Origin of the sequence: Granulosicoccus antarcticus IMCC3135, assembly GCF_002215215.1 — a bacterium.
Lineage (GTDB): Bacteria > Pseudomonadota > Gammaproteobacteria > Granulosicoccales > Granulosicoccaceae > Granulosicoccus > Granulosicoccus antarcticus.
The window spans coordinates 657282-682241 of sequence record NZ_CP018632.1 but is presented as its reverse complement, the minus strand read 5'-3'; the positions used below and the strand labels follow the sequence as shown (position 1 = coordinate 682241).

The window sequence follows — 24960 nt, the reverse complement described above, 5'->3', positions numbered from 1 at the left end:
TACGTTAGAGATCTATAGATCAAAGTCGGCAGCATTCAGACCAAGTTCACGCACAATTTCAGAAACCATCGCTTTCTCTTGTGCATCAAAATCACCATCAGCCGCACCGATAGCGCAAACAACGCGTACCAGCAGTCGAGCCTGCTCTTCATTGCCTTTGATCTTGCCGATAACCTTCAGCGCAGATGCCTTGCCGATTCCGTGATCAAACTCGAAATCGCCAGCGGCCTTTTGAAAAACTTCAATGACCTGACGCATTTCAAAGTGCTGCAGCTCATCGGCCCGCTCAATGAAGCCTGCCATCTTCTGCTTCTCGGAGGCATCAATATTGCCATCCGCTGCAGCGACCAGAGCACAGCCGTTCACAACGGCTTCCATGAAGCCTTTGTTCTTGAACTTGGAGGCTTCAGCCGTTAATTTCGAGCGCGCTTGTTCAGCGTTTTGTTTTAACCAGTTGAGCATAATGTTCTCCTTAAATTACAGCTAATGCGGCACCGGCAAGATCTTCTGCGGTGCGACCGTTTGTCGGAGTGCCATGGGCAGTCAGCTGCCAACCCGACGATGTTTTTTCCATCGATGCCATGACCACACCGGTGTGCTTGCCCTTCTCATTCAGTGTATAGCGGCAGATCTCGGTGTTCTTGTCCTGATCAACCAGACGAGCGAAGGCATTGTCCACTTCATCAAAAGTCTGACCACGAAAACTGTTGACAGTAAAGACGAGATACTTCGCCTCAGAGCTCAGTGCCTTGAGATCAACATGAATTTTCTCATCATCACCCTCGCCTTCACCTGTCAGGTTATCACCGCTGTGTTGAATGGAGCCATCTTTGCCTTTCAGTTGCTGAAACCAGATCAGATCGATCTGCTTTTTGGCAGCATCAAAAACAATAACCGATGCATCTAGATCGATCTCATCGGCGCCACCGCCGCCTAACAGACCGCTGAGAAAACCCTTTTTCTTTGGCTGTGCAGGATCCCACCCACATCCCATGAAAACCTTCGAAAGGCCAGAGTCCTTTTCCAGGGACACGGTCTGTCCCTTGGTCAGCGAAATACTCATTCTTTTCTCCAAATAGTGAAAGGTGACAGTGCAAGGTAGTTAGCATGTATCCGTAAAACAAGATGACAAGAGGCGAAATATCCGCTCAGTATGTTTACCCGCGCTGCAACACAGCCCGGAAGATCGGCCAGCATTTCTCTATATTTTTCAAAAGCTTCATTAAAGCTTGCAGGCCGCACACTCGCCAGTCGCTCCATCTCTCGTGGCATTCCCCTGGTAACTGGCTGATCAATGCGGTTGTCAGGCACAAATCAGATTTTTTTCGATGCAATAGCTCTGTGAAAACCAGGGATTTGCAGCCGCACTGCTGACGCGCTACGCACTTGACACCACCCGCAACAAGACGAATACCAGCTGCAGAAAGACACTTGCCAGCATAGATTACAATATAGAAAATGCGAGGAACAACACAGTAGTGTCAGCGACAAGAGGCATCTCAGAGAGTCTGAGCATCATCTTATTACTCGTTCCGAGTCTGACCTGAAGCATTCATCACTGACACAGCTTGCTTATTCAGCCTTCCAGACTCAGGCGCCGTCCTGCGATTTCCTGCATGCCAAAGACCTCGTATCTGGCAAGCACTCTTTCTGCCCATGCCCTGTGCGTAGAAGGCTCACACATTATTCCGCCGATCTGAAAGACCGCACCAGCCCCTTCCTGCAGAATCGCTTGTGCCTGATGTATGTCTTTGCCAGAAACTCGAAAGGCATCGTGAATGTGGGGGATCTGCGCCGGATGGATCGCGGTTTTAGAAATGAATCCGGCCGCCACATCCTGAGCAACCTCCCGTTTTAACGTCTCAATGTCCTCGATGATGTCGAACACGGGTGCCGCAACCGGGTATCCCGCCGAAATCAGCATGGAAGAGGCCATCGCCAACACCCACGCCAGCGGGCCTTCCCATGAGGTGATGCCAGATTGGCGGCGCAAAGCCATAGCTGCCAGCAAATCATTCCCACCCAACCTGATGGCAGCGATCAGGCGCTTGTCATAATTATCCAGCGCCTCTCTCAGAGCCGTTATACGACCCGGATCGAAAAACTCTGAGCTCTCCACTGTCGGCATGATCCGAAGATTGGCTGACTGTGCCAGATCCATCCAGGCTGCTGCGGTCTCAGGCACGATCTTCGGCGCTACAAAGCCTTCGATCTTGTCGATCCCGCTGAATTCGGCAAGCTGCAATCCCATTTCCAGAGAGCGCGGACGCACGAACACGCGGGTTTTCGAATTGATTGGGCAAGTGCGCAAAAGATTCTTCAGCGTCACGATGCCGCGCGCCACATCGTTCTCTGCCAACGCATCTTCGAGGCAAAGTACAACGGAGGTTGAGGGAAATTCAAGCTCGCCGCGCAAATAGGCAGGCACGCGATGATGCACAATGGGCATATAAAGCGTAGCACCCAGTGCATACGATGAAAAATCAAATTGCATCAGGCTAGCTTCTCGATCAACGTAATAGCCCGATAGGGTCCGGTCAATGCTGCATCTTCTACCAGATCGACACCGTCCGTGCGACATAGATGGATCAAGGCTTCAAGATCAGGGTCATCAAACGAGCGTACGAATGCCTTTTGAGGTTTTCGACGCAAGACAGCCCGCGTTGCCTCGGCAATACCCGGCTTGATTCGATTAAGATTATCAACCTTGTAAAGCTGTGCAATGGCACGCACCGAAGCAAGCGCCCGGGCGCGCAGCGCGGCCCTGTCTTGCGATGCTGCCAGCGGTTCAGCCGCTTCCCTGTACTCAGGCATTAGCTGCGTTATGCGATCGACAAAGTCCAGCGACACATCGATATCAGCCAGATGATCCACCGACACCGATCCGTGAAAATCATCAGGACCGATAACATCTGCATTCAGGATAGAGCGGCTGATCAGACCCGAAACGTTAGCCCCCAGAATGCCAGATGGAATCAACCAGTCCTCGTGCGAACCAGACAGGGTTGCAAACCCACCAGGGTCTGCCAGAACGACTAGCTCCGCAGCTTGCCTGCCCGTTATCTCTAACCAGGATTTATCCAGCTCCGTTGAAATCGCCCCCTTGCCAGTCCACCCGTCAACAAAGACAACCCCACCCACGGGTCGCTTGCCCAGAATGAATTCCACCGCATTACGATCAAGCCCTCGATCACGGATGATCGATATACCGTAATGCAGGGTGTCAACACCGATGGCTGACAACTCACGCTGCAACAAAACCCCATAAGGCACGCCGGCTCGGACCAGCGAGCACAAGGTGATCTGCCGATCAAGCGAACCTTCAGCCACACGCTCAGCAATGCGCCGGGCAAGACCGGAAATCTCTCGTGCGATGCGATCCTGGCCTTTGCTGCGAGCCTGTTCAAAGATTTTCAGATAGCGCTCGTCTGGCCTGCGCTCCTCTGAAATCATCTCGGAATAATGCGCAGTGCCGCTTTGAATCAGCCGCTCTTTGGTCTCGATGTCAGTCGGGACAATCTGCACCGGCTTGAGTAAAAATGTAACATCCTCCGGTTTGTAGGATCCGGCAATGGTGGTCGAAAGTGCTGGGGACATCAAAAGCGCTCAGAGTGCAGAATTTTTCGATCGATCTGTGAGTTTCTGGGTATGACCAACATGTCGCATGTCGCCATGAAAGGTAAATCCGTCAGGCTGTCGCCCATTCCAAAAACCGGCACCCGTGCCTCATCAAGCAATTTGGCCGCCAGATATTCGACGGCATGACGCTTCGAGATCGCCGCGGGTGTAAACGAAAGGTTGTTGTCATTTCGATGACGAACAAACTGGATACCTGCAATATCGCCAAGGCCCTCTTCAACCTCATCAAGCCTGTCCGCACCTTCATTCGATTTGACGCAAAAATAGAACCCCGTGCCAAACTCCTCGACAATCCAGCATCTGAAACGATCAGGCACTGTCTGATTCTGCACGAAAGAAAGAAGCGCGTTCAAAGACTCTGCGGCGGCATCCGCATGACCCTTCGTGGTCTCGAACCATTCCAGATCCCGAGTGCCATCGGGCATGAGTATGACGGCACCGTTACTGCAGACCTGATAATCATCGAAGGGCAGCTTGCAACGCTCAAGTGCCTCTGTCGAACGGGCTGTCACCGGAATGAAGCGGGTCGATCCCAGCAACCAATCCATCATCAGGGACTGCGGAGGCGACATATACGAGTGACTACCGTTCAAGGCTTCAGAGGCCAGCGTTGCGTGCTCCAACTCGCCATCGGGCATCTTGCGCGCAGTCTGAAAGATCGTATCGTCAAGGTCACTGAAGATAATCGGACGCATCATGCAGCTCCCACAGCACTCTTGAGAACGGTAACGGCACCCGATCCGTCAATGACATCGACCTGACCCAGCCAGTCAATCAGCTCTGCGGGTAATCCATCCACACCGGTTTCGGTAAAAAACAGAATACGATCCCAATCGGAGGGGGTGACGTTATGCATATACATCCAGAAGCCCTGGCCGTAGTGATCCGGGAAAGACACTTTTTGACGAATAGTGTCGCCCTGAAGAATCGGCGAGCGTGTTGTTGTAATGAAACGCGCGTGAATACCACGCTCGCACAGAGCTTCTGCTGCCAGCATCGGCTGCCAGACATGTTCGCCGGCGCCCACCACCAACACTTTATCTCCAGCGCCGGTAGAGCGCAGACCACTACGCTGCAGATCGCTCAGGATGTCCTCACCGGACTGTCTTGCTGCTGAAGAGGCCAGACCCAGACGAGGCGCTGCAAATGTCTGATCAGCGTCAGGTATCCAGGGCGAACGGTGCGCTTTGCAGCCACCTGGAAGGGCCGACGGCGTCCAGTTCTCTTTCGGCGTCCAGCTCCAGGATCCCTTTTGCAAGGTCACACTGCAAACATCAGCACCCTTGAAAATACCCTCGACAGCCGTCTGTGCCTGGTCATCGGACCAATCCGTGAGCGTGACCAGCACTACCCGCCCGAACTGCTGTGATTGCGCACACAGACCTGCCGCCAATTCCGAGAACGTCTTGCCGGTTGTAGTCTCGTCATCGACGAGTACCAAAGTGGCGTCAGCTCCCTGTTGTACAACTCCTGGACCTGGCTCAAGAATGGTGTGGTCCACCGCATGCGAATGGCCTTCCTCAATCGAGAACCATTCACTCGCACCCCGTGCAGGAAAGCGTGTTGTCGTCAGGTAGCCGATATTACGCGCAGGATTTCCCATCCTGAGGCAATCAAAGACACCCGCTCCGATACCCACAGCAGTTTCTGCAAAACCCATAACGAAGACCGGGCCATCCAGAAGATGTGTCTGGACACCGTCTGCAAGTGTCTGCAGAGCGGCCCGGTGCTCTACCGGATCAACCGGAATGTGCCTTCCAAGCAGGGTGGAAACAAATAGAAATGCGCGCTTGGGATTGATGCGCTCAGCAATTTTGAAAATATCCTGAGCCTCGGACTGAGATGTCACAAGGCTCAGAACACCAGCTTCCAGCTCATGGCGGCGAGGCGTCTTGACTGCGCCTGCAGCCACACTTGCAGTCACACTTGCAGCCGCATCATTTAGCGGGTTCAATCTTTGTTGTTACCGTCCGAATTCAGGAATGCATCAACATCACTGTCCTTTTTGCGTTCAGCCTCACGACTGAGTGATGCCGCCTCTTGGGCTTCACGTGCTGCTACAGCTTCTTTTTCTGCACGCTCGGCACGTGCTGACTCGATGGCTTGACGTGATTTGTCAACAGCACTGTTAACCCGTCGGTACACCAAGAAAATGAGGAAACCAATACCTGCCAGAACGACGATATTGAAGACCGGAATATGTCGGTATCCTTCTTCCACAGGCCAGACTTTGATCGCGTTCGGGAAGGTGGAAAACAACTTCAACCGCCAGCCGTAATGGCGCAGTGCAACGAGCTGCTTGTCAGCGGCAAATGATTGAATTTGTGTCTGCAGGTCGGCAGAATCAAACTTGCCGTAGAGGAAATTGTCCTCATTACGATAAACCTTCGGGGTCCCATCCGGCGTTTCCGTCTGGAGTTGATAGACGTCGCGCGTACGGCCTTGGCTGGCATCGGATTCCTTGACATCGACGCGCTTCACCTCGACACCAACAGCCCGTACAACATCAACCTGTGGCAGCGCATAGTGAAGGCCTACCAGCAGAACAAGCAGGGGGATCGCAATCAGGATATTTCTAACGGTCAGTATACGTTTCATCTCGGTTTTCTCTTATATTTCTGCTATTGAATCAAATTCTGACCGTGTACTCGGCGTGCGCCGCAAAACATGTCGAATCCACCAGCTCATATGTAGAGCCATATTGTCGAACTACAAGGGAATATCGTGTTTCAAGCCATTGTTTAGCTTGAGTAAATTCACCTTGCCCGCAGGCTACTGCAGTGCACGTGCCGTGCAATTACATAACGTACGATGACAGATTTAGCACTGATCAGGTACAGAGGCGCTGGCAATCCATGCGCTGGCAGCCTCCAGAGCGCCAGAACCATGCGCTATATCGAGGGCTTTGAGCCCCGCATCGATACAGCCAAGCGTACCAAACAACATGGCGGGGCTCAGATGACCCATATGGCCTATGCGAAAGCCGTTGTCTACCAGCGTCGCGCTGGGCGTCGGTTTTAGCCCGACCCCCAGAATCACGCCCATCTTGCTTTCGCACCAGTTACGCAGTCGCAAGGCATCACCTGCTCCCGTATCGATGGCGGTAACCGCGGTGGAACGATACGCGGGCGTGGGAATATGACAGCGCATCTGACCACCGGCACCCCAGGCATCAACCGCCTTCCAGACACAGGTGGCCAGAATGCGATGCCGTAGCCACACATGCTCCATGTCCTCTTCAAGCAACATATCTACCGCTTCGCGCAAACCGAACAAATGGTGCGTTGGCGGTGTGCCACCAAAGTGATCGGGGAACACGGATGGATTGGCCCTTGGCTTCCAATCCCAATAGGGTGTGTTCAGCTGCGCCGAATCATGCAGTGGCCAGACCTTCTCACCGTTGACATCCTCCTCTCCCTGAAGAAAGAGGATTCCCACTAAGGAGCGCAATGTCCTGCGCCGAGACGGAGAATATTTCGAGCCGCGTTAACGTCACGATCATGCTGAACACCACATTCAACACATTGCCAGTCTCTTACCGAAAGAGCTCTTATTCCCTGCGGCCCGCACAGGCCTCCGCATTCGGAGCACGCTCGCGTGGTATAGGCTTCATTGATTTCTCGGTAGACAATACCGGCCTGCTGGCTCTTGTAGTCGAGCATTGTCTTGAAGCTGGCCCAGCTTGCGTCAAGCACAGACTTGGCCATCGTGGTTTTTGTCAGCTTCGAGCTACTGACATCTCCCACGTAGATCTCGCCGCATCGATTGACCAGATGGCGGCTGAATTTATGCAGGGCATCTGCTCTGCGATTCCTGATTTTTGCGTGAATCGCCCGGGTGCGCCGCTTGCGTCTTGCCCGTTGGGCCTTGGCAAGCTTGCCCTCCAGGTGGCGATACCAACGTCCCTCCAGCACGGTGCCATCGCTGCAGGTGGCAACGGTTTTCAGACCAAGATCGATACCAATACTATCTTGCCCCTTGGGACACGTGCGATCAACCGAGACACAGATGCAAAAATACCATCGACCGCGAGCATCCTCAGTGAAACAACCTGCCCTGAACTTGTAATTGGCAAGACCGAAGCTGTCCCATACCTTGAAGTGAGAACCTGCAAAGAAGACCTGCCCGTGCTTCCAGTGAGCTGCCCGAGCCTTGAAGGGCACCCATCCCAACGAGCGTTTATCGCCAAAACTCTTGCGCCACCTCAGCTTGCGACGCTTTGCCGAGAAGCGTTTGCTGGCGTAGTGTTCGGCAATTTCCTGAATCGTACTGCTGCCAATGTGCTCGAACTGCTTCGAGGCACCCGCCGTGTAAGCAGAGAAGTCAAATCCGGACATCCACCGACCACGCTCCCGAATCATACGATCAGACAGGTCGTTGCAGTAGTTCCATACCTGATTGACTTCAGTCGCCATGCTGCGCAAAAGCGGCGCGTGGCGATCTTTTACCCTGACTTTGAGAACCTTGATGCATGTTGATTTCACAGCTCGATTGTATAACCGTTCCGCCCCCATTCACCCAGAAGGGTCAGCAATCACTGGCTATATATACAGCACTCCAATTCCTCCCCGCCCTGAACGACGGGGTATCCTTGGAATTGAAGGGATGAAGACGATGGCAAGCCCCGGAGGTGTCATCATGCCCTTCTGACTGGCCGTGATCAGTACATCCACACTCCAGTCATGCATCTGCATGGGTTCGCAGGCAAATGAGGCGATGGCATCGACCATGAACAGGGCCGGATGTCCTGCGGCATCGATGGCCTGACGCAAGGCTGGAATGTCATTAGTCGATGAGGTGGAGGTATCTGTCTGCACCGTGATCACCGCCTTGAAGGCATGCTTGGTATCGGCTTGCAAAGCTGCCTGAAGACGTGTCGGACCAGCAGGTTCGGCCTCAGCGAACTCAAGCGTTTCCACCTCGATGCCAAGACCTCTTGCCATTTGCACCCAGCCTCGACCAAAACGACCGGTGACCAACGCCAGTATCCGGTCCCCGCGACTCAGCGTATTACACAGACTTGCCTCCCAACCAGCATGTCCATTACCTATATAAAAGACTGCGTGCCCTTCACAGCGGGCAATCTTTTTCAGATCACTCAACAAACCCGCGGTGAGATCCACCAAAGGCCCTGCATAGATGTTGGGCGCACTGCGGTGCATGGCACGCAACACCCGATCTGGAATGACAGAGGGACCTGGAATAGCCAGATGGTCACGACCGAAAGCTAACGACATGAGCAGTGCTGTTCTTGAAAAAACGCTAGCTTAACCCTGCAAGTTGCACGCGGCAACTCGCAACGGATGCCAATCGCCACTGAGTAACGAGTTTCAATCGGCAGTGATGCCAACATATCTTTAACGCTGAAATCAGTGACGCACAGCTGTCTGGCCGATCCACCAGACAGCTGTGCCTGGACAATGTTGTCTATCAGTCAATTTCAAGCATCAACAACGATCACTTCACCCGTAATAAAGCCATCAACAGATCTTTCAAACGCCTTACCCACCAAAGCACCCGGCACAGACTGGAAACCTGCCATCATTTCGCCATAAACATCCCAGGCTTCATCAATAACCGTGGGATTGATCGCGTTGATGCGAATGCCTCTGGGCATTTCATAAGCAACACATTTTACAAATGTATCAATGGCACCACTGGTGGTTGCGTCTGCTATAGCCATCGCAATGGGCTTGGAGCTCAGAATGCCACTTATGAGGGAAAATGAACCACCGTCATTAATATATTCCTGGCCGATACGTACCAGGTTTATCTGCCCCATCATCTTGCTCATGACGGTGGTCATCCACTGCTGCTCAGTCATATCTACAAAATCGGCGTATTCGCATACACCCACTGTATTTACAACGGCATCAAAAGAACCTACTTCTTTGAACAGGCTTCTGATGGATGCTTCGTCGCTTATATCAACCTGATAATCGCAGCCATTGCCCGAACGGCTTGCCGTGACAACGTCATGATGCCCCAGTCCCGTCAATGCTGCCTGTCCGATTTTTCCTGATGCACCAATAACAATAACTTTTTTCATTACAACAACCTTCTGCGAGTGAACATGACATTTCGTCGTTACAGTGGCTATGTTAGTGACGCAGGGATACAATTGGAAACAGATAACACTTGTTAGAGATACAAGTATGAGCAAGATTGATAGACTGGAAATCAGACAGTTACGGATACTCCAGGCGCTGCTGCGGGAGAAAAATGTGTCTCGTGTTGCGCAGCAAGTAGGGCTAACACAGCAAGCGGTGAGTGATCAGTTGAGAAAGCTGAGAGATATCTTTGACGACAGGTTATTCCTTCGCAAGAGTAATGGCTTGATTCCCACCCCTATGGCTGAACAATTGGGCGAAAAAATCGAAGCCATTCTTCACGATTTTGAGCAGCTGCTGACTCCAGATTCCTTCGAGCCGCACCTCATCGACAGCACCTATGTGATAGCAGCCACTGACTACGCCCAGCAGGTCGTACTGCCCGACTTGCTATCGAAGATCAGGCAACAGGCCCCCAGGTTGAAAATTATCATTCAAGATCTGGATATCGACACCTTGAACGATGCCATGGTCGCGGGCCGGGTTAATCTGGTTGTCGCATTTCCAGACTTTGTGCCCAGCAATTACCCCTGTATCACTTTATTTACCGAGCATCATGTCTGTGTCGCGTCAAAAACTTCTTCGGTTGTGGGTAAGAAATTAAGCCTGGAAGCCATTGCGCGCCATCCACAGATAATTGCCTCCCCTTCAAGACCCAACTTCCGGGGCTCGATTGATAGCTGGTTTGAACAATTCGGGTTAGAACGAAATGTGGTGATATCAGCCCCTTGCTTCTCCATCGTGCCTCTCTACCTTGAAACTACTGATGCGATTGCCTTTTTGCCATCCAGAGCATTGATTGACAGTAAATTGGCGACTATTGAGCTGAAGGAATCCCCTGTCAGTTTTGAGGTGATAACAGCTTGGCACCCCCGCTCGAACCAAGATCCATTGCACAACTGGGTTGTCGATTTTTTAAGGGCTGATTGAAAATATTCGAGTCCCTGCGCGGTTTGGGTGACTGTGGATAGACACATTGCCCTCTTGTTTTTGCGCGCCTGGACGTACCTGTGTGCTGTGTGTCAGCCTTGATTATCTGGTCGTATTCATTGTCATTGCACCTCCCTTGGATAGTTACTCGTGCCTGCCTGGCAGCAGAATCACCAATGCTTCATGACATATAGTTAAGAAAGGCATTCGGTGCGCTTTTTTCCACTCACGTGTCAAAAGATACATAAAAGAAATGTCATCAGTGTGCGACGATTCAAGGTCGTACGATCATGACTTCTACCTGATCGATCAGAGGCAGATTCCAGTGCCATGTTCATCCGGAATCTGCATCCCGCCACCGGCGGTACATCGCAGACGACAAGCGACCAATCAGACTGATGTGTGACAAGCAATCCGACACAGAACGAGGCGAAAACACAGCGCCTATAGAGTCAACGGCTTCAAGCCAGGCAAATAATGCGATGGTGGAACCCCGTGGCGAAGCCATTGCCCGCAAGGTATCTCAATTTTCCCTGAGGTTCCTGGGCGTCGCTGTCATCTTTGGTATTGGCGTGCACTTCGCAAACCAGAAATACTGGCCCTACAAGCCGATCACACGTGCCAAGTCAGTACTACTGGAAGCCTGGGATGTCGGTGGCTTTGCCCCCGAGAACGCGGTTGGAAAAGCACCGGAGAATGCTTCGCGGGAAACCTGGACCGCCCACCATCCGGACGCACTGCTTGCTGGCTACCGCGCAGTGCTCGGCTACGAACCCAAATCGGGCGAGTTTGGTATGTGGATCTTCGACAGCAGCGGCGCAAAGGTTCATGAGCGTCTGCTGAACTACGACGTTCAGGATCCGGATGGTCCCTCTGGTGGTTCAGAAGCGCCCCATGCCTTCCATGTCATGAAAGATGGATCGGTCATCGTCAACAGTGACAAGGGTGACGTCATGACTCGTTACGACACCTGCGGTGAACCGATGTGGTCACGCAAGGGTTCCTTTCATCATTCTTTCGCAGCCGACCCACGCGGCGGTCTCTGGACCTGGCATGGCGAAGTAACGGCATTCGATCAATACCAGTTCCTCACCCGCTTCGACCCTGAAACCGGTGAAACGATCGAGGAGATCAGCCTGATCGACGACATCATCGACACCTCCTCTGAGAATCGCACCATCTTCACCATCGTACCCGGCAAAGGATTCGAACACTACAAGGGGCGGCATGTGGTCTACGACCGGTTCCATCCGAATGATCTGGAAGTGCTGCGGCCAGAAATGGCCGATGCCTTTCCCCAGTTCGAAGCCGGTGACCTGTTACTCAGCTTTCGCAACATCAACATGGTGGCAGTACTGGCCCCGGATACTCGCCAGATCAAATGGTGGAGCCATGGCCCCTGGATCCAGCAGCATGATCCTGATTTCACGGCCAATGGAGAAATCTCTGTGTACAACAACAATGGCTATCGAGGCGAATCGAGCATCATCGCCATGGATCCGCAAACTCGCCAAGTTCGCACCGTAGAGATCGATCCCGACTTTCGTTTCTACAGCCAGTACATGGGCAAGCATGAGTATCTGCAGGACGGCACCCTGCAAATAACGGTGCCCTACGAGGGGCGTGCCATGGAGTTCGACAAGAACGGCAGACTCCTGTTGGAAATCAACAATATTTTCAATGAAGGGCACAACGCCTTCATCTCAGATTATCTCTGGTTACCAGAAGACTACTTCGACATAGCGCCGGCCGACTTTGCCTGCAACAACGGACAACCCTCATGAAACAACTCTCACTCGTCGCACTACTCATTCTGTTCTCGGCACCTGCCATGGCCTACGTGGGTCCGGGTCTGGGTATGGGTGTAATTGGCACCATCTTCGGCGTGCTTGCCGCCATCGTGCTCGCGCTCTTCGGGCTCTTCTGGTATCCACTAAAACGCGCTTTCAACAAAAAGAAAACGGGGTCGAATCCAGCTACCAGTCAGGCCGCCGCCACGATCGCCGAACAGACAGCTCATCCTGACATGCCCCAGACACAAGCAGAAAACCCATCACAAGCCCATCCGGACAAGCAAGACACCAACAATACAGTCGCACTCAACGAGACGACTGAAGCTGGCACCACTAACCGAACCGAAACTCAGGTGTAATGAATCTGCTCGCCGTTGTTGCCCTGTTCGGTCTGATAGGAATCCTGTTCTACGAGCTGTTTGTTCGTCTGAATGTGATCAGCGATATCCAGAAAGTGTTCAACGTGGCTCCAGCGGCGATCAAAGTAATTCGTTCGACGACGCTATCGGACGAAGAAAAAGAAGTATCAGTCAGACGCATGAGTCTGCAAGTGCTGAAGGATACCTTCACCTTCACTGCCAAACTTGCCGGCGTATTGCTGACCTGCGTGGCAGTAGCTGCCATGGCCCAGTCTCTGTTCACTCTATCCCCGGGCGGCCTCAGTGATTTACTGGCATCCTGGCAGGGTCTGATCGCAGCGGTTGTCAGCGTCGCTTTGTATACCCGCTTCAAGCCAGTCGGCGAACCTGCCAGTTCACACTCCAGTACCAGCCAGTATTCCAGCCTTGATCGTCTGTTGCACCGGATTGCCTTCATTCATCCGGGCTTGCAGAAAATCCTCGGCGATGTTGAAAATGATCTTTTCAAGAAACATCTGACTGATGTTGAGGTTAGGCGACCGGTGTTCGTCACTGGCCTGCCACGAGCAGGTACCACCTTGTTGCTGGAATTGCTCTACGACACAGACCAGTTCGCCAGCTTCACTTACCGGCAAATGCCATTCGTGCTCAACCCCTTGCTCTGGAATCGTCTGAGCTCAGGCTCACGTAAACAGGGAGAGGGGCAGGAACGTGCACACGGCGATGGCATGCTTATTTCCTACGACAGCCCGGAAGCTTTTGAAGAAGTGCTCTGGGTGAGTTACCAGGGCAAGTCGATGTTTGACGACGGTGGTATGCGAACACTGATGCCTACCGACCTGGACGCCAACATGCCGGACGCTTTCGTCAATCTTGCGCGCAAGCTTGTTTGTCTGAAAGAGCTCAACGTGCAGGGTGCACATCCATCCACGCCCAGCGCCTCAGACTCCGACACGCAGCACTTGAATTCGTCATCGCGCTACCTGTCGAAGAACAATGCAAACCTGTCCCGTCTTGATGCCATTCGCTCGGTGTTCAGTGACGCAGACCTGCTGCTCTGCTATCGACACCCCACCACTCACGTTGCCTCTCTGCACACCCAGCATTTGCGTTTCCTTGAGATACACAAGAATGATGCGTTTGCCCGCAACTACATGCGCTGGATTGGTCATCACGACTTTGGAGCCAATTTTCGTCCTATCCACTTCAGTGAAAAAAATAGTCTCGATCCGACACAGCGTTTGTTCTGGCTACAGTACTGGGTTGATGCCTATCGCCACGTGCTAGAGCATGCACCAGAAGGTACGCAGTTCATTGGCTATGAATCACTGCTGCAGAACGGCTCCGCCGATTTGGGTCAGCTGGCAAAAAACCTGGAACTCAATGAGGTGGCGACAACGACTCTGATGGCAGCAGCAAAACGCCTGCGTGCTCCAGGTAGCCTTGCCGAACCTTTGTCAGATCTATCGACCAATCTGGCCTTGGAGGCAGAGGCGATCTACAGCCAGCTATCGGCACGCTCTGTCGCGCAGGGCTACACCGGGTACCAGAAGAGTGACTCGCCACGCCTGCAAGAGACGGGCTTTGTTCACAACACTTAGTCTGAAATATACAATCACTAATTCGATCCGGAGCATAGGGCACGGCAAGGTTGCTGGGCAGAGCACCAACACGGACGCCTCTACTGCAGAACAAAACTCCCGGAATACAGATCGGAAGTGTAATTTCCTCCCCTGCCTCGACGCCCCTATGAGCAATCCGCACCCAAGCTCATAGCTCTGCTGTGTGCGAGCGTGCGTCCTCAAACTACAGCCCCCCTCCCAATGGCATTCATTTTGGAGCAAACTAATTTCCCCGTCACGGGCAGTTTTGTAACAGGCTGATTAGTATGAACATTCTACACTTCCGAGATGTCCCTCAAAAAACTCTTGACTCGCTTCACGACAGTTGACACACTATCTGTGCGTCAACTTCAGTCGAAAGGGCCATGGATCCACTCATAGAGAACCTCAGCTCAACCACCTTTGCAGGCAAGCGATTTACCCGCAAGCAAATCTGCACCATCCAGGAAACCTGTCGCGCTTTTCCAGCACTAAGCCGACGGGAATTGGCTCATACGATTAGCGAACATCTAGGCTGGTGTACACCGGCGGGCAAGCACAAGATTCAGTCCTGCCTGAGCACGCTGGAGTCGCTGGAAAAACTGGGCATTGTGTCCTTGCCAGCAATCGATGAGACCAAGAGACCAGGCCTGCAGAAGCAGATCAAACCGACTTCTCGCTCAGAGCAACAACCTCTCATCGACGAGCCGTTGGACCAGCTGGCAATTACGGTTCAATTGGCCGCAGACAAGCACGACATCGGGCTGTGGAACGAGCTAGTCGACAGGCATCATTACCTGGGCTACAGGCGACCTATTGGGCCGCATTTGCGCTATTTCATTGTCGATGCGCAAGGACGAAAGTTAGGCTGCCTGATGTTCTGCTATGCCGTCAAGTCGCTACCTTGTCGTGATCAATGGATTGGCTGGCAGGAACAGAAATACAAAAAACACCTGGATTTGCTAGTCAATAACAATCGATTCCTGATCTTCCCGTGGGTAAAAGTGAAATGCCTGGCCTCAAAGTCGTTATCCATGGCCTGCAAACAATTGAGCGATGATTGGCTGGCGAACTACCACACGCGTCCCGTGCTGGTCGAGACATTCATTGATCCGACAAGATTCAAAGCCACCTGCTACCGCGCGGCCAATTGGCAATGCCTGGGTCAGACCAAAGGCCAATCTGCCACTAAAAGCACACCGGGTAAATCTGCGAAAGATGTCTATGTTTTTGCACTGACCCGGAACCCCAAACCCATACTGATCAATGGCCCTGAGCTTGTCCGCAAAAAAGGTAAAGCACACTCTAGAAATACAGGCCATACGCCCAGACCACTGGGCCCAACTGATCCCTTTGTTCAGCTGTGGCAAAACATCATTGGCACCGTGATTCACGTTGCTCATGATTTCGATCGGCAATGGCAAAAGCGTCAACGCGTGTTGAACTCACTGTTGATCATGCTCTTCATCTTCCGGCTGGTTTTTTCAACGAACAAACAAGGCTATGCCATCACCACCGCTGAGCTTTGGGAGCAGTGCCGCACTCTGGGCATAGACCTTCCTCAACCCACGCCGGTCGCAGCATCAGCTTTTTGTAATGCTCGCGCCAAATTAGATGAAGAGGTGTTCAAGTTACTCCAGGTTCAAATACTTCAACAAGCCAAACCCGACCCCAAAAAACTATGGCAAGGCCATCGTCTAATGGCTGTTGATGGATCAAAATTGAACTTACCTCGGCAGTTGATTCGCGCAGGCTACAAAACGCCCTCGGACAATGCCCATTATCCACAAGGTACTGTGAGCTGCCTCTATGAGCTAAAAACGAAAATTCCCATCGATTTTGACTTGGCCAGTCATCGCGATGAGCGCAAAATGGCGATCAGCCACCTGAACTCACTCTCTGAAACCGATGTGGTGGTCTATGATCGTGGATATTACTCGTATGACATGCTGCACGAGCATGACAAACGTCACATACACCCTATCTTTCGACTCAAGACAACCGCCTGTCGCGTGGTTGAAGCATTTGCCAACAGCGATGACATCGATGCCGTCGTCCAGATTTTTCCTAGCCAGTCAAAGCGCACATCCATACCTGCGCACGACCCACAGCCGGATTACCCAGCACTCGCGCTGCGGTTAGTGAAATACGATGCTGGCGGAACAAGCTACATTCTGGGCACCACATTATGGGATCAGAAAAAATACAGCATTGAGCAACTGTCAGCGGTCTATCACTCGCGCTGGGGTGTCGAAGAGTTGTACAAAATATCCAAACAGCTGATGAAAGTCGAAGACTTTCATGCTCAAAGCGAGCGAGGCGTCAAGCAGGAACTCTTTGCACATTTTAACCTCATCACTCTCGCTCGATTATTTGCCAATCACAGTGAGGATGGCTTTCAATCAAAAAGCGAGCAAGGCGAAAGTGAAAAGCACGCCATTAAAGCGAACTTCAAAAACTGCCTCATGACGGTGGCTAGACATATCGAAGCTTTGTTACTTCAACAAACCAACCTGCTGAACAAGACCGTGAACACCATTATCGCTAGCATTAGCACGTGCCGGCAGAAGTTACGCCCCAACAGATCGTACGCGCGATGCTCAAGAAAGCCTGTGGGCAAGTGGAAAGCACCAAAACCAGCAAAACTCGCCGCAGCAAAGACACCGATTACGGCTTAAAGCAAAAAACAGGGAAAAGCACTGGCCGCCGAAAACCGTTTTATTAAGTGAATGGCTTATTTTGTTAAGTGAATGCCATTGGCCCCCCTCCCCAGAAGTTGAAAAGACGCGACTCGCGAGCATTACATTGTTCGTGGTAGATTGCCTGAGACAAGTCTCCCATTCCGTGTTCATCCTTCAACTTTGCCATGCCCATGAGCGACTCCAAGGAATTCTGGCTGTACGATCTCAAGGTTGAGGTTATCGCTACCGAAAGACCCATGGTTTGCGATCATCAGCCGGGGCAATATTTTCTGATGCACGGCGAGAACCTGATTTTTGGCCCCGATGGCAAATTTCCGCTCTACCCTCTGGCCGCCTTGTTGCCGTTGCTACCGGCAAAACAACGCGCCACCGATGAACACGACTGGATGACAACAGACGCCTGCATCGCCTGCCCCGATCCCCACTGTGGCGGCCAATTTCGTATAACCCGCACGGACAAACGCCGTTTCACTCACGCTCAAACCAGTGGTCTGCCCGATAAACGTGGTACGCCTTATTGGGCAACATCCACTTCTGACAATTAATCGATTCATGAGCATCTCTCGCACTGAGCTTCGACCCGGCTACAACATCAGCCGTGTCATCAAAGGCGGCTGGCAACTGGCTGGCGGACATGGCACGTTTGATCGTCAGAAAGCGGTTGATGACATGCTCACTTTCGTCGATCGTGGCATTACCACCTTCGACTGTGCCGATATCTACACCGGTGTGGAAGCCATGATTGGCGACGCGGTCAAGGAACTGCGCCAACGTGAGTCCGGTCCAGTCGAAGAGCTTATTCAGGTCCACACCAAGCTGGTTCCTGATCTTGACAAGCTGACCAGTATTCGCCACGAAGACATCGAAGCCATCATTGACCGATCACTCAAGAGACTGAACCTGGATCAGTTGCACCTCGTGCAGTTCTTCTGGTGGGATCTGTCTCTCGGTGATCCACTGGCTAGTCTGGATGTGCTCAAAAAACTCAAGGCCAAGGGCAAGATTCGCCACCTGGGCTGTACCAACTGGAACGAATCTGCCATGCAGCCGTTCGTCGACGATGACTTCGACATGGTTTCTGCTCAGGTCCAGTACTCATTGCTCGATAAACGCCCAGCAGGTGATTTCAGCCACTGGTGCGAGAATGCGAACATACAGATCCTGTGTTATGGCGTACTGGCAGGCGGATTTCTAACCGCACGCTGGTTAGGACAACCAGACCCGGGATTCAGTTTCGAGAACCGATCGTTGATCAAATACCGTCTGATCATCGAAGATTTTGGCGGCTGGGATCTGTTTCAGTCCCTGTTACAAGTGCTGGACAGCATTGGCAAGGAACATAATGTACCGCTCTCGGCCGTTGCCACCAGCTACATGATGGCTCAACCGCAAGTCGCGGCCACCATTATCGGGGCGCGTACCGCTGACAATATTGACGAGACCCTGGCAAGCTTCGAAGTCTCACTGACGGCTGCCAACCTTGCGGCCATTGAAGCTGTGACAGCGCAAGCAAAGGGCCCCAGGGGATCCGTTTACGAGCTGGAGAGTGATCGTAACGGGCCACACGGTCGCATCATGAAATACAACCTCAACACACCGAAATGAAGCCCTCGGCCTCAAGCGATGTGCTGCTGGATGTACGTAATCTGAGCAAACACTATGGTGATCTTACGGCGGTAGACGATGTCTCGTTAACGATAGAACGCGGCTCTATCACCGGACTGATCGGACCCAATGGCGCCGGCAAATCAACCTTGTTCGAAACCATTGTGGGAGAGGCGCGTTGCGACCAGGGCAGCATCCTGTTCAATTCAAAGCCACTGCAGACATTGACGGCTGACCAGGTCTATCGCGAAGGACTGGCTCGCACATTTCAGATTCCGCAGCCCTTTCCTGAAATGAGCGTGCTGGACAATCTCATGCTTGCAGCCCCGGGACAACTGGGTGAGACCTTCTGGGCTCCCATCTTCAGGCCCGGTGCTATTCGCAAACAGGAAAGTGAACATCTGCAGCGCGCTCACGAAATTCTGGAATTCACGACGCTCTCAAAGGTAGCTATGCTGGCGGCCAGAAACCTCTCTGGTGGTCAGCAAAAATTACTGGAACTGGCACGCGTTCTCATGGGCAAGCCCGAACTGATCATGCTGGACGAACCAGCGGCGGGGGTCAACCCTGCATTGACACACATTCTAATGGAAAGAATTCACGCCCTCAACGACCAGGGGATGAGCTTTCTTATTATTGAACACAATATGGATCTGATCATGCGGCACTGCCAACCCATTATCGCCATGGCCAGCGGTCGAGTCATATTCACAGGCACCGCCGACGAGGCCATGAACTGCGAGGAGCTGCTGGAGAGCTATCTGGGCGATATGGACATGGTGCCTGCCTGATGGCTGCAGAATCTGAGAACGGACTGCAAGTCCAGCAGCTGACTGCAGGTTATGTGAAAGGCATGCCGATTATTTCGGACATCAACCTCAGCATGCAGCATGGAGAAATCGTCTCCATCATCGGTCCTAATGGGGCGGGCAAATCAACACTGCTCAAAGCCATTGCCGGTCTGTTGCGTGTCGAATCCGGCTCGGTAAGCTTTGACAACCGACTTATTACAGGTATCCGCCCTGACAAACTGTCTCAATCGGGCGTGGCGCTGGTTCCTCAGCTGGACAACATCTTTCGCACCATGAGCGTGCAGCAGAACCTGCGCCTGGCAGCACGTCGCTGCAATGCAAACCCGCGGCAAGCAATTGAATCGATGCTGGAACTGTTCCCGGTTCTAGCCGAAAAATTCAATGCTCGCGCAGGATCCCTGTCAGGTGGTCAGCGCCAATTCCTGGCGGTCGCCATGGCGCTGGTCTCCTCCCCCACATTACTCCTGCTCGATGAGCCCAGTGCTGGGCTTTCTCCCAAGGCGGCCCAGGAAGTACTCGGCATGCTTCCCGGCATTGCCCGTTCACACGTGGCGATTCTGATGGTTGAACAGAATGTAAAAGCCGCCCTAACGGTCTCCGACCGGGCCTATGTTCTGGCCGAGGGGCGCAATCAGTACGAAGGCGAGGCAAGCAGTCTGATGAACGATCCTGTTCTTGGTGAAATCTATATGGGCGTACGCCGCGTGGAGGCACATGCTACAAAGTCTGTTTGATGGAATCCTGGTGGGTTCGATTCTGTCGCTCGGTGCGATCGGTCTGACGCTGGTCATGCACATTCTGCGGTTTGCGAATTTCTCACACGCCGAGCTGATCTCCATGGGCGCCTATTTCACGCTGACCCTGGATTCCGTGTTCAATGCCTTGTCCAATTCTCTGAGCAGCAAACTGCCCATGCTCAGCGTGAGCGTGTCACTGATAATCGCGATGCTCTGTGCCTTGTTGATTACCGGTGTTATCGCAGCCATCATCGATCGCCTGGTCTTTAAACGACTGCGCGAACAAGCCGGCCCACTGACGATGGTCTTTGCATCCTTTGGCATCAGCCTGATCATTCGCAACGCCATCGGCCTTGTCTACGGTCTGAAATCCACTCACTACAATGGCGATATCGCCTTTGCCATGATGCTCAGCAGCGATCCTCTGTTACTGGTCAAGGCCGATCAGCTGTTCATACTTGCATTGACGCTACTGGTCATGGTGTCGCTGCATTTGTTCATTTCCAGAACCTCCGTAGGTTTTGCACTCACGGCTATCTCGGAGAATCCGGTACTGGCTCAGGTCAACGGCATCAATCTGGCCGCCATGGTCCGACTCGCATGGATGCTCGGTGGAGCACTGGCAGCTATTGCCGGCGTCTGCTATGCCCTCAATAATCAACTCAGTCCCGTCATGGGCCGCGACCTGGTGCTCTCGCTGTTTGCCGCCGCCATTGTCGGTGGCATCGGCAGTATCTACGGTGCTGCACTGGGAGGACTGATTGTCGGATTGGCCTCCAGCATGGCGCTGCTGATCATTCCCACCGGATACAAACCTGCGGTACCGTTTCTCATCATATTGCTGGTGCTCTATCTCAGACCCAATGGTCTGTTCGGAGAAGAACGGTGATTGGCATTATTTCCTATCTGGCGTTTTTTCTGACCATCGCTCTGATCCTGGCCATCACGGTGCTGGGGCTCAATCTGCAGTGGGGATTTACCGGTTTGTTCAACGGTGGCATCGTCGCTTTTTTCGGTGCAGGGGCCTACGGAATGATGCTACTGGGAGGACCGGAAAGAATCGACGGTCTGGGCGGTTTCGGATTGCCCTATCCAGTAGCATTATCAGGCGGCATCGCCCTGTCAGGAATACTGGCCGTACTGGTGGGATTGGCCACCACTCGCCTGCGCCATGACTATCTGGCGATCGCAACCTTTGGAGTTGCCATTGCCATGGAATCCGTTGTCAGGAACGCAAGCTACCTCACCGGTGGTGCAACCGGACTACGTGGCTTTGAAAGGCCTTTCGAGTCCCTGGTCGACGGCGCCTTGCAATACAACTTGCTGTTTCTCGCCTTTGTCGTCATTTGCCTGATCATTGTCTATGTGTTTCTCGAAACACTGGTGCGCTCACCGTTCGGCAGATTGCTGCGAGCGGTTCGAGAAAATGAGCGCGCTGCACGCTCACTAGGCAAATCACCACCGGTAATTCGGCTGACAGCCTTTGTCATCGGCTCCATGATCATGGGTCTGTCGGGGGCACTCTATGCCACCTTCTATGCCTTCATCAGCCCACAGGATCTGGCCCCTATCCTCACCTTTCAGATCTGGGCCATGTTGATCGTCGGCGGCAGTGGCAACAACCGTGGCGCCTTGCTGGGCACCCTTGTCGTCTGGGGAGGCTGGGTTGGCAGTGGCTGGCTACTAACGGCTGTAGCACCCACTCACCTGCAACTATATACCGGCTCCATTCAGTACATTCTTATCGGATCTATTATCGTATTGACACTGCTGTGGCGTCCGCGAGGACTATTGCCGGAAAAGCTCGGCACACGACACTATTCAAAACCAGCAACCGACCCGGTCGACTGGCACAGCAATGAAGACTCAGGAAAACCCCACGCCCAGGAGGCCAAGTGAAAATCACACCCGCAAACATCCCTCTGTTCAAGCTTAGTCTGGCACTTGTCGGTCTATCTTCATTCGCACCACTCTCACCAGCCCAGGCTGCTGATTGCACGACAAAAATAGGCGCAGTGCTACCAACATCGGTTGACTGGGGACGACCCATTGCAGAAACAGCCCAGTTTGCGGTAGAGCTCTACAATGAATCCGGTGGCGTCAAAGGCTGCGACATCGAAATGGTGCTGCGTGATAGTCAGGCCGATCCGAAAATCGGTGTCGATGCAGCGAAAGCCATGGTTGATCTTGACAAGGTTCCTGTCTTGATAGGTGCCGTATCAAGCGGTGTCTCCATGCCTATTCTGACATCGGTTACCGCGCCTTCAGGCGTCATGCAAATGTCTTGCTGCTCTTCTTCCACCGCGTTTACCGATGTTGCCAAAGAAGGCAAAACCAAGGGATTGTGGTTTCGTACCTTTGCGACTACACGTAATCAGGCAGCAGTAGCGGCCAGACTGATACAAGAACGTGGCTATAAAAGCGTTGGTATTTTCTACAAGAACGATGACTGGGGACAAGACCTGGGGAAACTGGTCGCCGCCGATCTGGAAACGCTGGGCATTGAAGTCACCACCTCTGCAGCCATCAACGATGCGCAAGCCTCCTACCGTGCCGAAGTGACCTCAGTTTTGAAGACCAAGCCCGAGGCGCTTTACATGGCGCTCTACCCGGCAGAAGGTATTTCACTGGTGCGCGAGTGGCTCTCTCTGGGTGGCACGCAAGAATTCGTTGCTGCCAACTCCCTGAAATCCGATGAGTTCCGCGATGGTGTTGGCATGCAGTATCTGACCAAACTGGTGGGCCATGACACAGCACCGCCGCGCACCGACTCTGCCGACACTTTCACAGAAATGTACAAGGCAAAGTTTGATTCAGAACCTAATGGCCCGGGCCTGCCCAACAGTTATGATGCGGTCATGATTTCCCTGCTGGCCATGGATGCAGCTCCGGAACTCACCGGTGCAGCCATTGCTGCCAGCGTGCCACGAGTGACAGACCCTGCCGGAACACCTATCTTTCCTGATGTAGCCGGACTTGCGCAGGCTCGAGAATTACTCGGCGAAGGTAAAAACGTCTCCTACCAAGGTGCAACCGGCGCCGTGGTCTTTGATGCCAATGGTGATGTGTCCGCACCTGCGGTTGCCTGGAAGTTCAGCGAGACAGGCGTTGAGGAAGAGAGCTACTTCGCACTCGATGAGGTGAATGCCTTCATTGCAGAACTTACGAAATAAGACACACCAACAGCAATCCACTCATGACTGATCAAGCCAATAAAAATGCACTGCAGACTCTCGGTTTGCAGAATACACCGCTCATTACCGGCCTTTGGCAGGTAGCCGATCTGGAGCGCGGAGGTCAAGAGCTGGATTGTGACAAGGCCGCTGAAGAACTGATCGGCTATGTACAGGCGGGATATCCCTGCTTTGACATGGCCGATCATTACGGTAGCGCCGAATTGATTGCCGGACGTGCAAGGGCGCGTCTGCTGGCATCCAACCAGGCGACCGACTTGAAGCTGTTTACCAAATGGTGTCCACAACCGCATCAGTGCACGCGCGAGGCTGTTCGCGCTGGTATTCAGGAACGCCGTGAACGCCTCGGTGTCGAGACTATCGATCTACTACAGCTGCACTGGTGGAGTTTTGATCACCCCGGCTATATCGATGTCATGGACTACCTGATGGAGTTGAAGCAGGAAGGCTGGATCGGACAGCTGGGCCTGACCAATTTTGATACCGATCATCTATCCGTACTGCTGAGTTGCGGACATGAAATAGCGACCAATCAGGTTTGTCTTTCGGTACTTGATCAGCGTGCCCTGGGCGATATGAGCGAGCTGTGCCTGAGCAGCGGTGTCAGGCTGCTGGCATACGGCACCCTGGCCGGTGGCTTTCTGGGTGATCGCTGGCTCAATACCAGCGAACCTACCGATGTGCCCGACTGGAGCAAAATGAAATATCAGCGCTTCATTCATGCGGTTGGCGGCTGGCAGGTCTATCAGAAAATACTGCAAACCCTGGCAACCGTCGCCAAGGAACACGATGTATCGATTTCGAATGTGGCCACACGCTGGGTCATGCAACAAGCGGCTGTTACCGGCACCATCGTGGGAGCCCGACTCACCGACAGCCAGCACCGCCAGGATAACAAGAACCTGTTGAGCCTGGAACTAACGGAAGACGATCTCGCACGCATCCAGTCAGCAACACAACGGCTGACCCCCATTCGCGGAGATTGCGGCACCGAGTATCGTCGCCCGCCGTTCCTGACGGCCTCTGGCGACTTGAGCGACCATCTGGACGCACTGCCACCGGTGTTCGAAAAACAGGCCGTGGCTGGTCGCAAAGACCGGTGGCGTATTTCCAGCGGCAGCGAATTCGAGCCCATCTGTGGGTACAGCCGCGCGGTGCGAGATGGCAATCGTGTTCTGGTCAGCGGCACTACCGCCACCCACCAGAGCGACCGGGTCATCGGGCATGATGATTTACGCGCTCAGACAACCTATATACTCGACAAGATTTCTGCCAGTCTCGCCTCACTGGGAGCCACGTTGAACGATGTCATCCGCACACGAATCTACCTGACCGATGCCGACGACTGGGAAACGGTGTCACGCGTGCATGGACGGTACTTCGATGAATGTCTGCCGGCCAACACATTGATCGAAGTCAGCAGACTGGTTGGGGAATATCGCGTGGAAATCGAAGCCGAAGCCCTCATCTCTGGATAG

General features: G+C 53.1%; 25 protein-coding genes. 13 read left to right on the top strand and 12 right to left on the bottom strand.

From position 1 onward, the window contains the following. Positions 1-12 precede the first annotated feature (12 nt). From IMCC3135_RS03030 to IMCC3135_RS02980, 11 genes are all read right to left on the bottom strand, one after another. Positions 13-462, bottom strand: a complete 450-nt coding sequence (locus IMCC3135_RS03030) for a tellurite resistance TerB family protein (protein ID WP_088916242.1) — start codon at positions 460-462, stop codon at positions 13-15. A 10-nt stretch (positions 463-472) separates the two neighbouring features. Then, positions 473-1063: a TerD family protein gene (locus IMCC3135_RS03025; protein WP_088916241.1), complete on the bottom strand. Its 591-nt coding sequence runs from the start codon at positions 1061-1063 to the stop codon at positions 473-475. A gap of 513 nt (positions 1064-1576) precedes the next feature. Further along, the gene (locus tag IMCC3135_RS03020; protein WP_088916240.1) at positions 1577-2494 is read right to left on the bottom strand and encodes an HpcH/HpaI aldolase/citrate lyase family protein; all 918 of its coding nucleotides are present in this window, start codon (positions 2492-2494) and stop codon (positions 1577-1579) included. Next, positions 2494-3597: a cysteine protease StiP domain-containing protein gene (locus IMCC3135_RS03015; protein ID WP_088916239.1), complete on the bottom strand. Its 1104-nt coding sequence runs from the start codon at positions 3595-3597 to the stop codon at positions 2494-2496. Before IMCC3135_RS03015 ends, IMCC3135_RS03020 begins: the two co-directional genes overlap by 1 nt. Further along, on the bottom strand, positions 3597-4337 hold the full coding sequence (locus IMCC3135_RS03010; protein WP_088916238.1) for an HAD family hydrolase: 741 nt from the start codon (positions 4335-4337) through the stop codon (positions 3597-3599). The genes IMCC3135_RS03015 and IMCC3135_RS03010 overlap by 1 nt, the downstream gene beginning before the upstream one ends. Next, entirely contained in the window at positions 4334-5593 is a 1260-nt protein-coding gene (locus IMCC3135_RS03005) for a phosphoribosyltransferase domain-containing protein (protein ID WP_088916237.1), read from the bottom strand. The genes IMCC3135_RS03010 and IMCC3135_RS03005 overlap by 4 nt, the downstream gene beginning before the upstream one ends. Further along, positions 5590-6237 carry a DUF1523 family protein gene (locus IMCC3135_RS03000; protein ID WP_088916236.1) on the bottom strand — a complete coding sequence of 216 codons (648 nt, stop codon included), beginning with the start codon at positions 6235-6237 and terminating at the stop codon, positions 5590-5592. The genes IMCC3135_RS03005 and IMCC3135_RS03000 overlap by 4 nt, the downstream gene beginning before the upstream one ends. A 222-nt stretch (positions 6238-6459) precedes the next feature. Further along, positions 6460-7077 carry a pyridoxal-phosphate-dependent aminotransferase family protein gene (locus IMCC3135_RS02995; protein WP_088916235.1) on the bottom strand — a complete coding sequence of 206 codons (618 nt, stop codon included), beginning with the start codon at positions 7075-7077 and terminating at the stop codon, positions 6460-6462. Then, complete coding sequence (locus IMCC3135_RS02990) at positions 7077-8123, bottom strand: RNA-guided endonuclease InsQ/TnpB family protein (RefSeq protein ID WP_236994734.1); 1047 nt, start codon at positions 8121-8123, stop codon at positions 7077-7079. Before IMCC3135_RS02990 ends, IMCC3135_RS02995 begins: the two co-directional genes overlap by 1 nt. 57 nt (positions 8124-8180) lie before the next feature. Further along, positions 8181-8876: a pyridoxal-phosphate-dependent aminotransferase family protein gene (locus IMCC3135_RS02985; RefSeq protein ID WP_088916233.1), complete on the bottom strand. Its 696-nt coding sequence runs from the start codon at positions 8874-8876 to the stop codon at positions 8181-8183. A gap of 203 nt (positions 8877-9079) precedes the next feature. Continuing rightward, complete coding sequence (locus IMCC3135_RS02980) at positions 9080-9688, bottom strand: short chain dehydrogenase (protein WP_088916232.1); 609 nt, start codon at positions 9686-9688, stop codon at positions 9080-9082. A gap of 106 nt (positions 9689-9794) precedes the next feature. On the opposite strand from IMCC3135_RS02980, the gene IMCC3135_RS02975 reads away from it, so the two are divergent. From IMCC3135_RS02975 to IMCC3135_RS02955, 5 genes are all read left to right on the top strand, one after another. Next, positions 9795-10679, top strand: a complete 885-nt coding sequence (locus IMCC3135_RS02975; protein ID WP_088916231.1) for a LysR family transcriptional regulator — start codon at positions 9795-9797, stop codon at positions 10677-10679. A 398-nt stretch (positions 10680-11077) separates the two neighbouring features. Further along, positions 11078-12463, top strand: a complete 1386-nt coding sequence (locus tag IMCC3135_RS02970; protein ID WP_088916230.1) for an arylsulfotransferase family protein — start codon at positions 11078-11080, stop codon at positions 12461-12463. Further along, a complete protein-coding gene (locus tag IMCC3135_RS34645) occupies positions 12460-12831 on the top strand; it encodes a hypothetical protein (protein ID WP_088916229.1) in 372 nt (123 codons plus the stop codon). Before IMCC3135_RS02970 ends, IMCC3135_RS34645 begins: the two co-directional genes overlap by 4 nt. Beyond that, a complete protein-coding gene (locus tag IMCC3135_RS02960; protein WP_088916228.1) occupies positions 12831-14432 on the top strand; it encodes a sulfotransferase in 1602 nt (533 codons plus the stop codon). Before IMCC3135_RS34645 ends, IMCC3135_RS02960 begins: the two co-directional genes overlap by 1 nt. A 386-nt stretch (positions 14433-14818) precedes the next feature. Then, positions 14819-17110, top strand: coding sequence for an IS4 family transposase (locus IMCC3135_RS02955; protein WP_088916227.1), 2292 nt, complete (start codon positions 14819-14821; stop codon positions 17108-17110). Between the two features lie 64 nt (positions 17111-17174). On the opposite strand, the gene IMCC3135_RS35190 is transcribed toward IMCC3135_RS02955, so the two are convergent. Beyond that, positions 17175-17300, bottom strand: a complete 126-nt coding sequence (locus IMCC3135_RS35190; protein ID WP_257790401.1) for a hypothetical protein — start codon at positions 17298-17300, stop codon at positions 17175-17177. Between the two features lie 4 nt (positions 17301-17304). On the opposite strand from IMCC3135_RS35190, the gene IMCC3135_RS02950 reads away from it, so the two are divergent. Genes IMCC3135_RS02950 through IMCC3135_RS02915 form a run of 8 tightly spaced genes read left to right on the top strand, consistent with a single transcriptional unit; the run spans position 17305 to position 24960 of the window. Further along, on the top strand, positions 17305-17679 hold the full coding sequence (locus tag IMCC3135_RS02950; RefSeq protein WP_088916226.1) for a TIGR04076 family protein: 375 nt from the start codon (positions 17305-17307) through the stop codon (positions 17677-17679). 7 nt (positions 17680-17686) lie between these two features. Continuing rightward, positions 17687-18739, top strand: coding sequence for an aldo/keto reductase (locus tag IMCC3135_RS02945; protein ID WP_088916225.1), 1053 nt, complete (start codon positions 17687-17689; stop codon positions 18737-18739). Further along, positions 18736-19530, top strand: a complete 795-nt coding sequence (locus IMCC3135_RS02940; protein WP_088916224.1) for an ABC transporter ATP-binding protein — start codon at positions 18736-18738, stop codon at positions 19528-19530. The genes IMCC3135_RS02945 and IMCC3135_RS02940 overlap by 4 nt, the downstream gene beginning before the upstream one ends. Further along, entirely contained in the window at positions 19530-20285 is a 756-nt protein-coding gene (locus IMCC3135_RS02935) for an ABC transporter ATP-binding protein (protein WP_088916223.1), read from the top strand. Before IMCC3135_RS02940 ends, IMCC3135_RS02935 begins: the two co-directional genes overlap by 1 nt. Then, positions 20266-21177, top strand: coding sequence for a branched-chain amino acid ABC transporter permease (locus IMCC3135_RS02930; protein WP_088916222.1), 912 nt, complete (start codon positions 20266-20268; stop codon positions 21175-21177). Before IMCC3135_RS02935 ends, IMCC3135_RS02930 begins: the two co-directional genes overlap by 20 nt. Beyond that, positions 21174-22187, top strand: coding sequence for a branched-chain amino acid ABC transporter permease (locus IMCC3135_RS02925; protein WP_088916221.1), 1014 nt, complete (start codon positions 21174-21176; stop codon positions 22185-22187). The genes IMCC3135_RS02930 and IMCC3135_RS02925 overlap by 4 nt, the downstream gene beginning before the upstream one ends. Then, entirely contained in the window at positions 22184-23461 is a 1278-nt protein-coding gene (locus IMCC3135_RS02920; RefSeq protein WP_205737881.1) for an ABC transporter substrate-binding protein, read from the top strand. The genes IMCC3135_RS02925 and IMCC3135_RS02920 overlap by 4 nt, the downstream gene beginning before the upstream one ends. Before the next feature lie 23 nt (positions 23462-23484). Next, positions 23485-24960 carry an aldo/keto reductase gene (locus IMCC3135_RS02915; protein WP_088916220.1) on the top strand — a complete coding sequence of 492 codons (1476 nt, stop codon included), beginning with the start codon at positions 23485-23487 and terminating at the stop codon, positions 24958-24960.

Bases quoted from the DNA above. Each gene is read 5' to 3' on its own strand.
- IMCC3135_RS03030 (WP_088916242.1), bottom strand. From the start codon at position 462: ATGCTCAACTGGTTAAAACAAAACGCTGAACAAGCGCGCTCGAAATTA.
- IMCC3135_RS03025 (WP_088916241.1), bottom strand. From the start codon at position 1,063: ATGAGTATTTCGCTGACCAAGGGACAGACCGTGTCCCTGGAAAAGGAC.
- IMCC3135_RS03020 (WP_088916240.1), bottom strand. From the start codon at position 2,494: ATGCAATTTGATTTTTCATCGTATGCACTGGGTGCTACGCTTTATATG.
- IMCC3135_RS03015 (WP_088916239.1), bottom strand. From the start codon at position 3,597: ATGTCCCCAGCACTTTCGACCACCATTGCCGGATCCTACAAACCGGAG.
- IMCC3135_RS03010 (WP_088916238.1), bottom strand. From the start codon at position 4,337: ATGATGCGTCCGATTATCTTCAGTGACCTTGACGATACGATCTTTCAG.
- IMCC3135_RS03000 (WP_088916236.1), bottom strand. From the start codon at position 6,237: ATGAAACGTATACTGACCGTTAGAAATATCCTGATTGCGATCCCCCTG.
- IMCC3135_RS02985 (WP_088916233.1), bottom strand. From the start codon at position 8,876: ATGTCGTTAGCTTTCGGTCGTGACCATCTGGCTATTCCAGGTCCCTCT.
- IMCC3135_RS02980 (WP_088916232.1), bottom strand. From the start codon at position 9,688: ATGAAAAAAGTTATTGTTATTGGTGCATCAGGAAAAATCGGACAGGCA.
- IMCC3135_RS02975 (WP_088916231.1), top strand. From the start codon at position 9,795: ATGAGCAAGATTGATAGACTGGAAATCAGACAGTTACGGATACTCCAG.
- IMCC3135_RS02970 (WP_088916230.1), top strand. From the start codon at position 11,078: ATGTGTGACAAGCAATCCGACACAGAACGAGGCGAAAACACAGCGCCT.
- IMCC3135_RS34645 (WP_088916229.1), top strand. From the start codon at position 12,460: ATGAAACAACTCTCACTCGTCGCACTACTCATTCTGTTCTCGGCACCT.
- IMCC3135_RS02960 (WP_088916228.1), top strand. From the start codon at position 12,831: ATGAATCTGCTCGCCGTTGTTGCCCTGTTCGGTCTGATAGGAATCCTG.
- IMCC3135_RS02955 (WP_088916227.1), top strand. From the start codon at position 14,819: ATGGATCCACTCATAGAGAACCTCAGCTCAACCACCTTTGCAGGCAAG.
- IMCC3135_RS35190 (WP_257790401.1), bottom strand. From the start codon at position 17,300: ATGGCAAAGTTGAAGGATGAACACGGAATGGGAGACTTGTCTCAGGCA.
- IMCC3135_RS02950 (WP_088916226.1), top strand. From the start codon at position 17,305: ATGAGCGACTCCAAGGAATTCTGGCTGTACGATCTCAAGGTTGAGGTT.
- IMCC3135_RS02945 (WP_088916225.1), top strand. From the start codon at position 17,687: ATGAGCATCTCTCGCACTGAGCTTCGACCCGGCTACAACATCAGCCGT.
- IMCC3135_RS02940 (WP_088916224.1), top strand. From the start codon at position 18,736: ATGAAGCCCTCGGCCTCAAGCGATGTGCTGCTGGATGTACGTAATCTG.
- IMCC3135_RS02935 (WP_088916223.1), top strand. From the start codon at position 19,530: ATGGCTGCAGAATCTGAGAACGGACTGCAAGTCCAGCAGCTGACTGCA.
- IMCC3135_RS02930 (WP_088916222.1), top strand. From the start codon at position 20,266: ATGCTACAAAGTCTGTTTGATGGAATCCTGGTGGGTTCGATTCTGTCG.
- IMCC3135_RS02915 (WP_088916220.1), top strand. From the start codon at position 23,485: ATGACTGATCAAGCCAATAAAAATGCACTGCAGACTCTCGGTTTGCAG.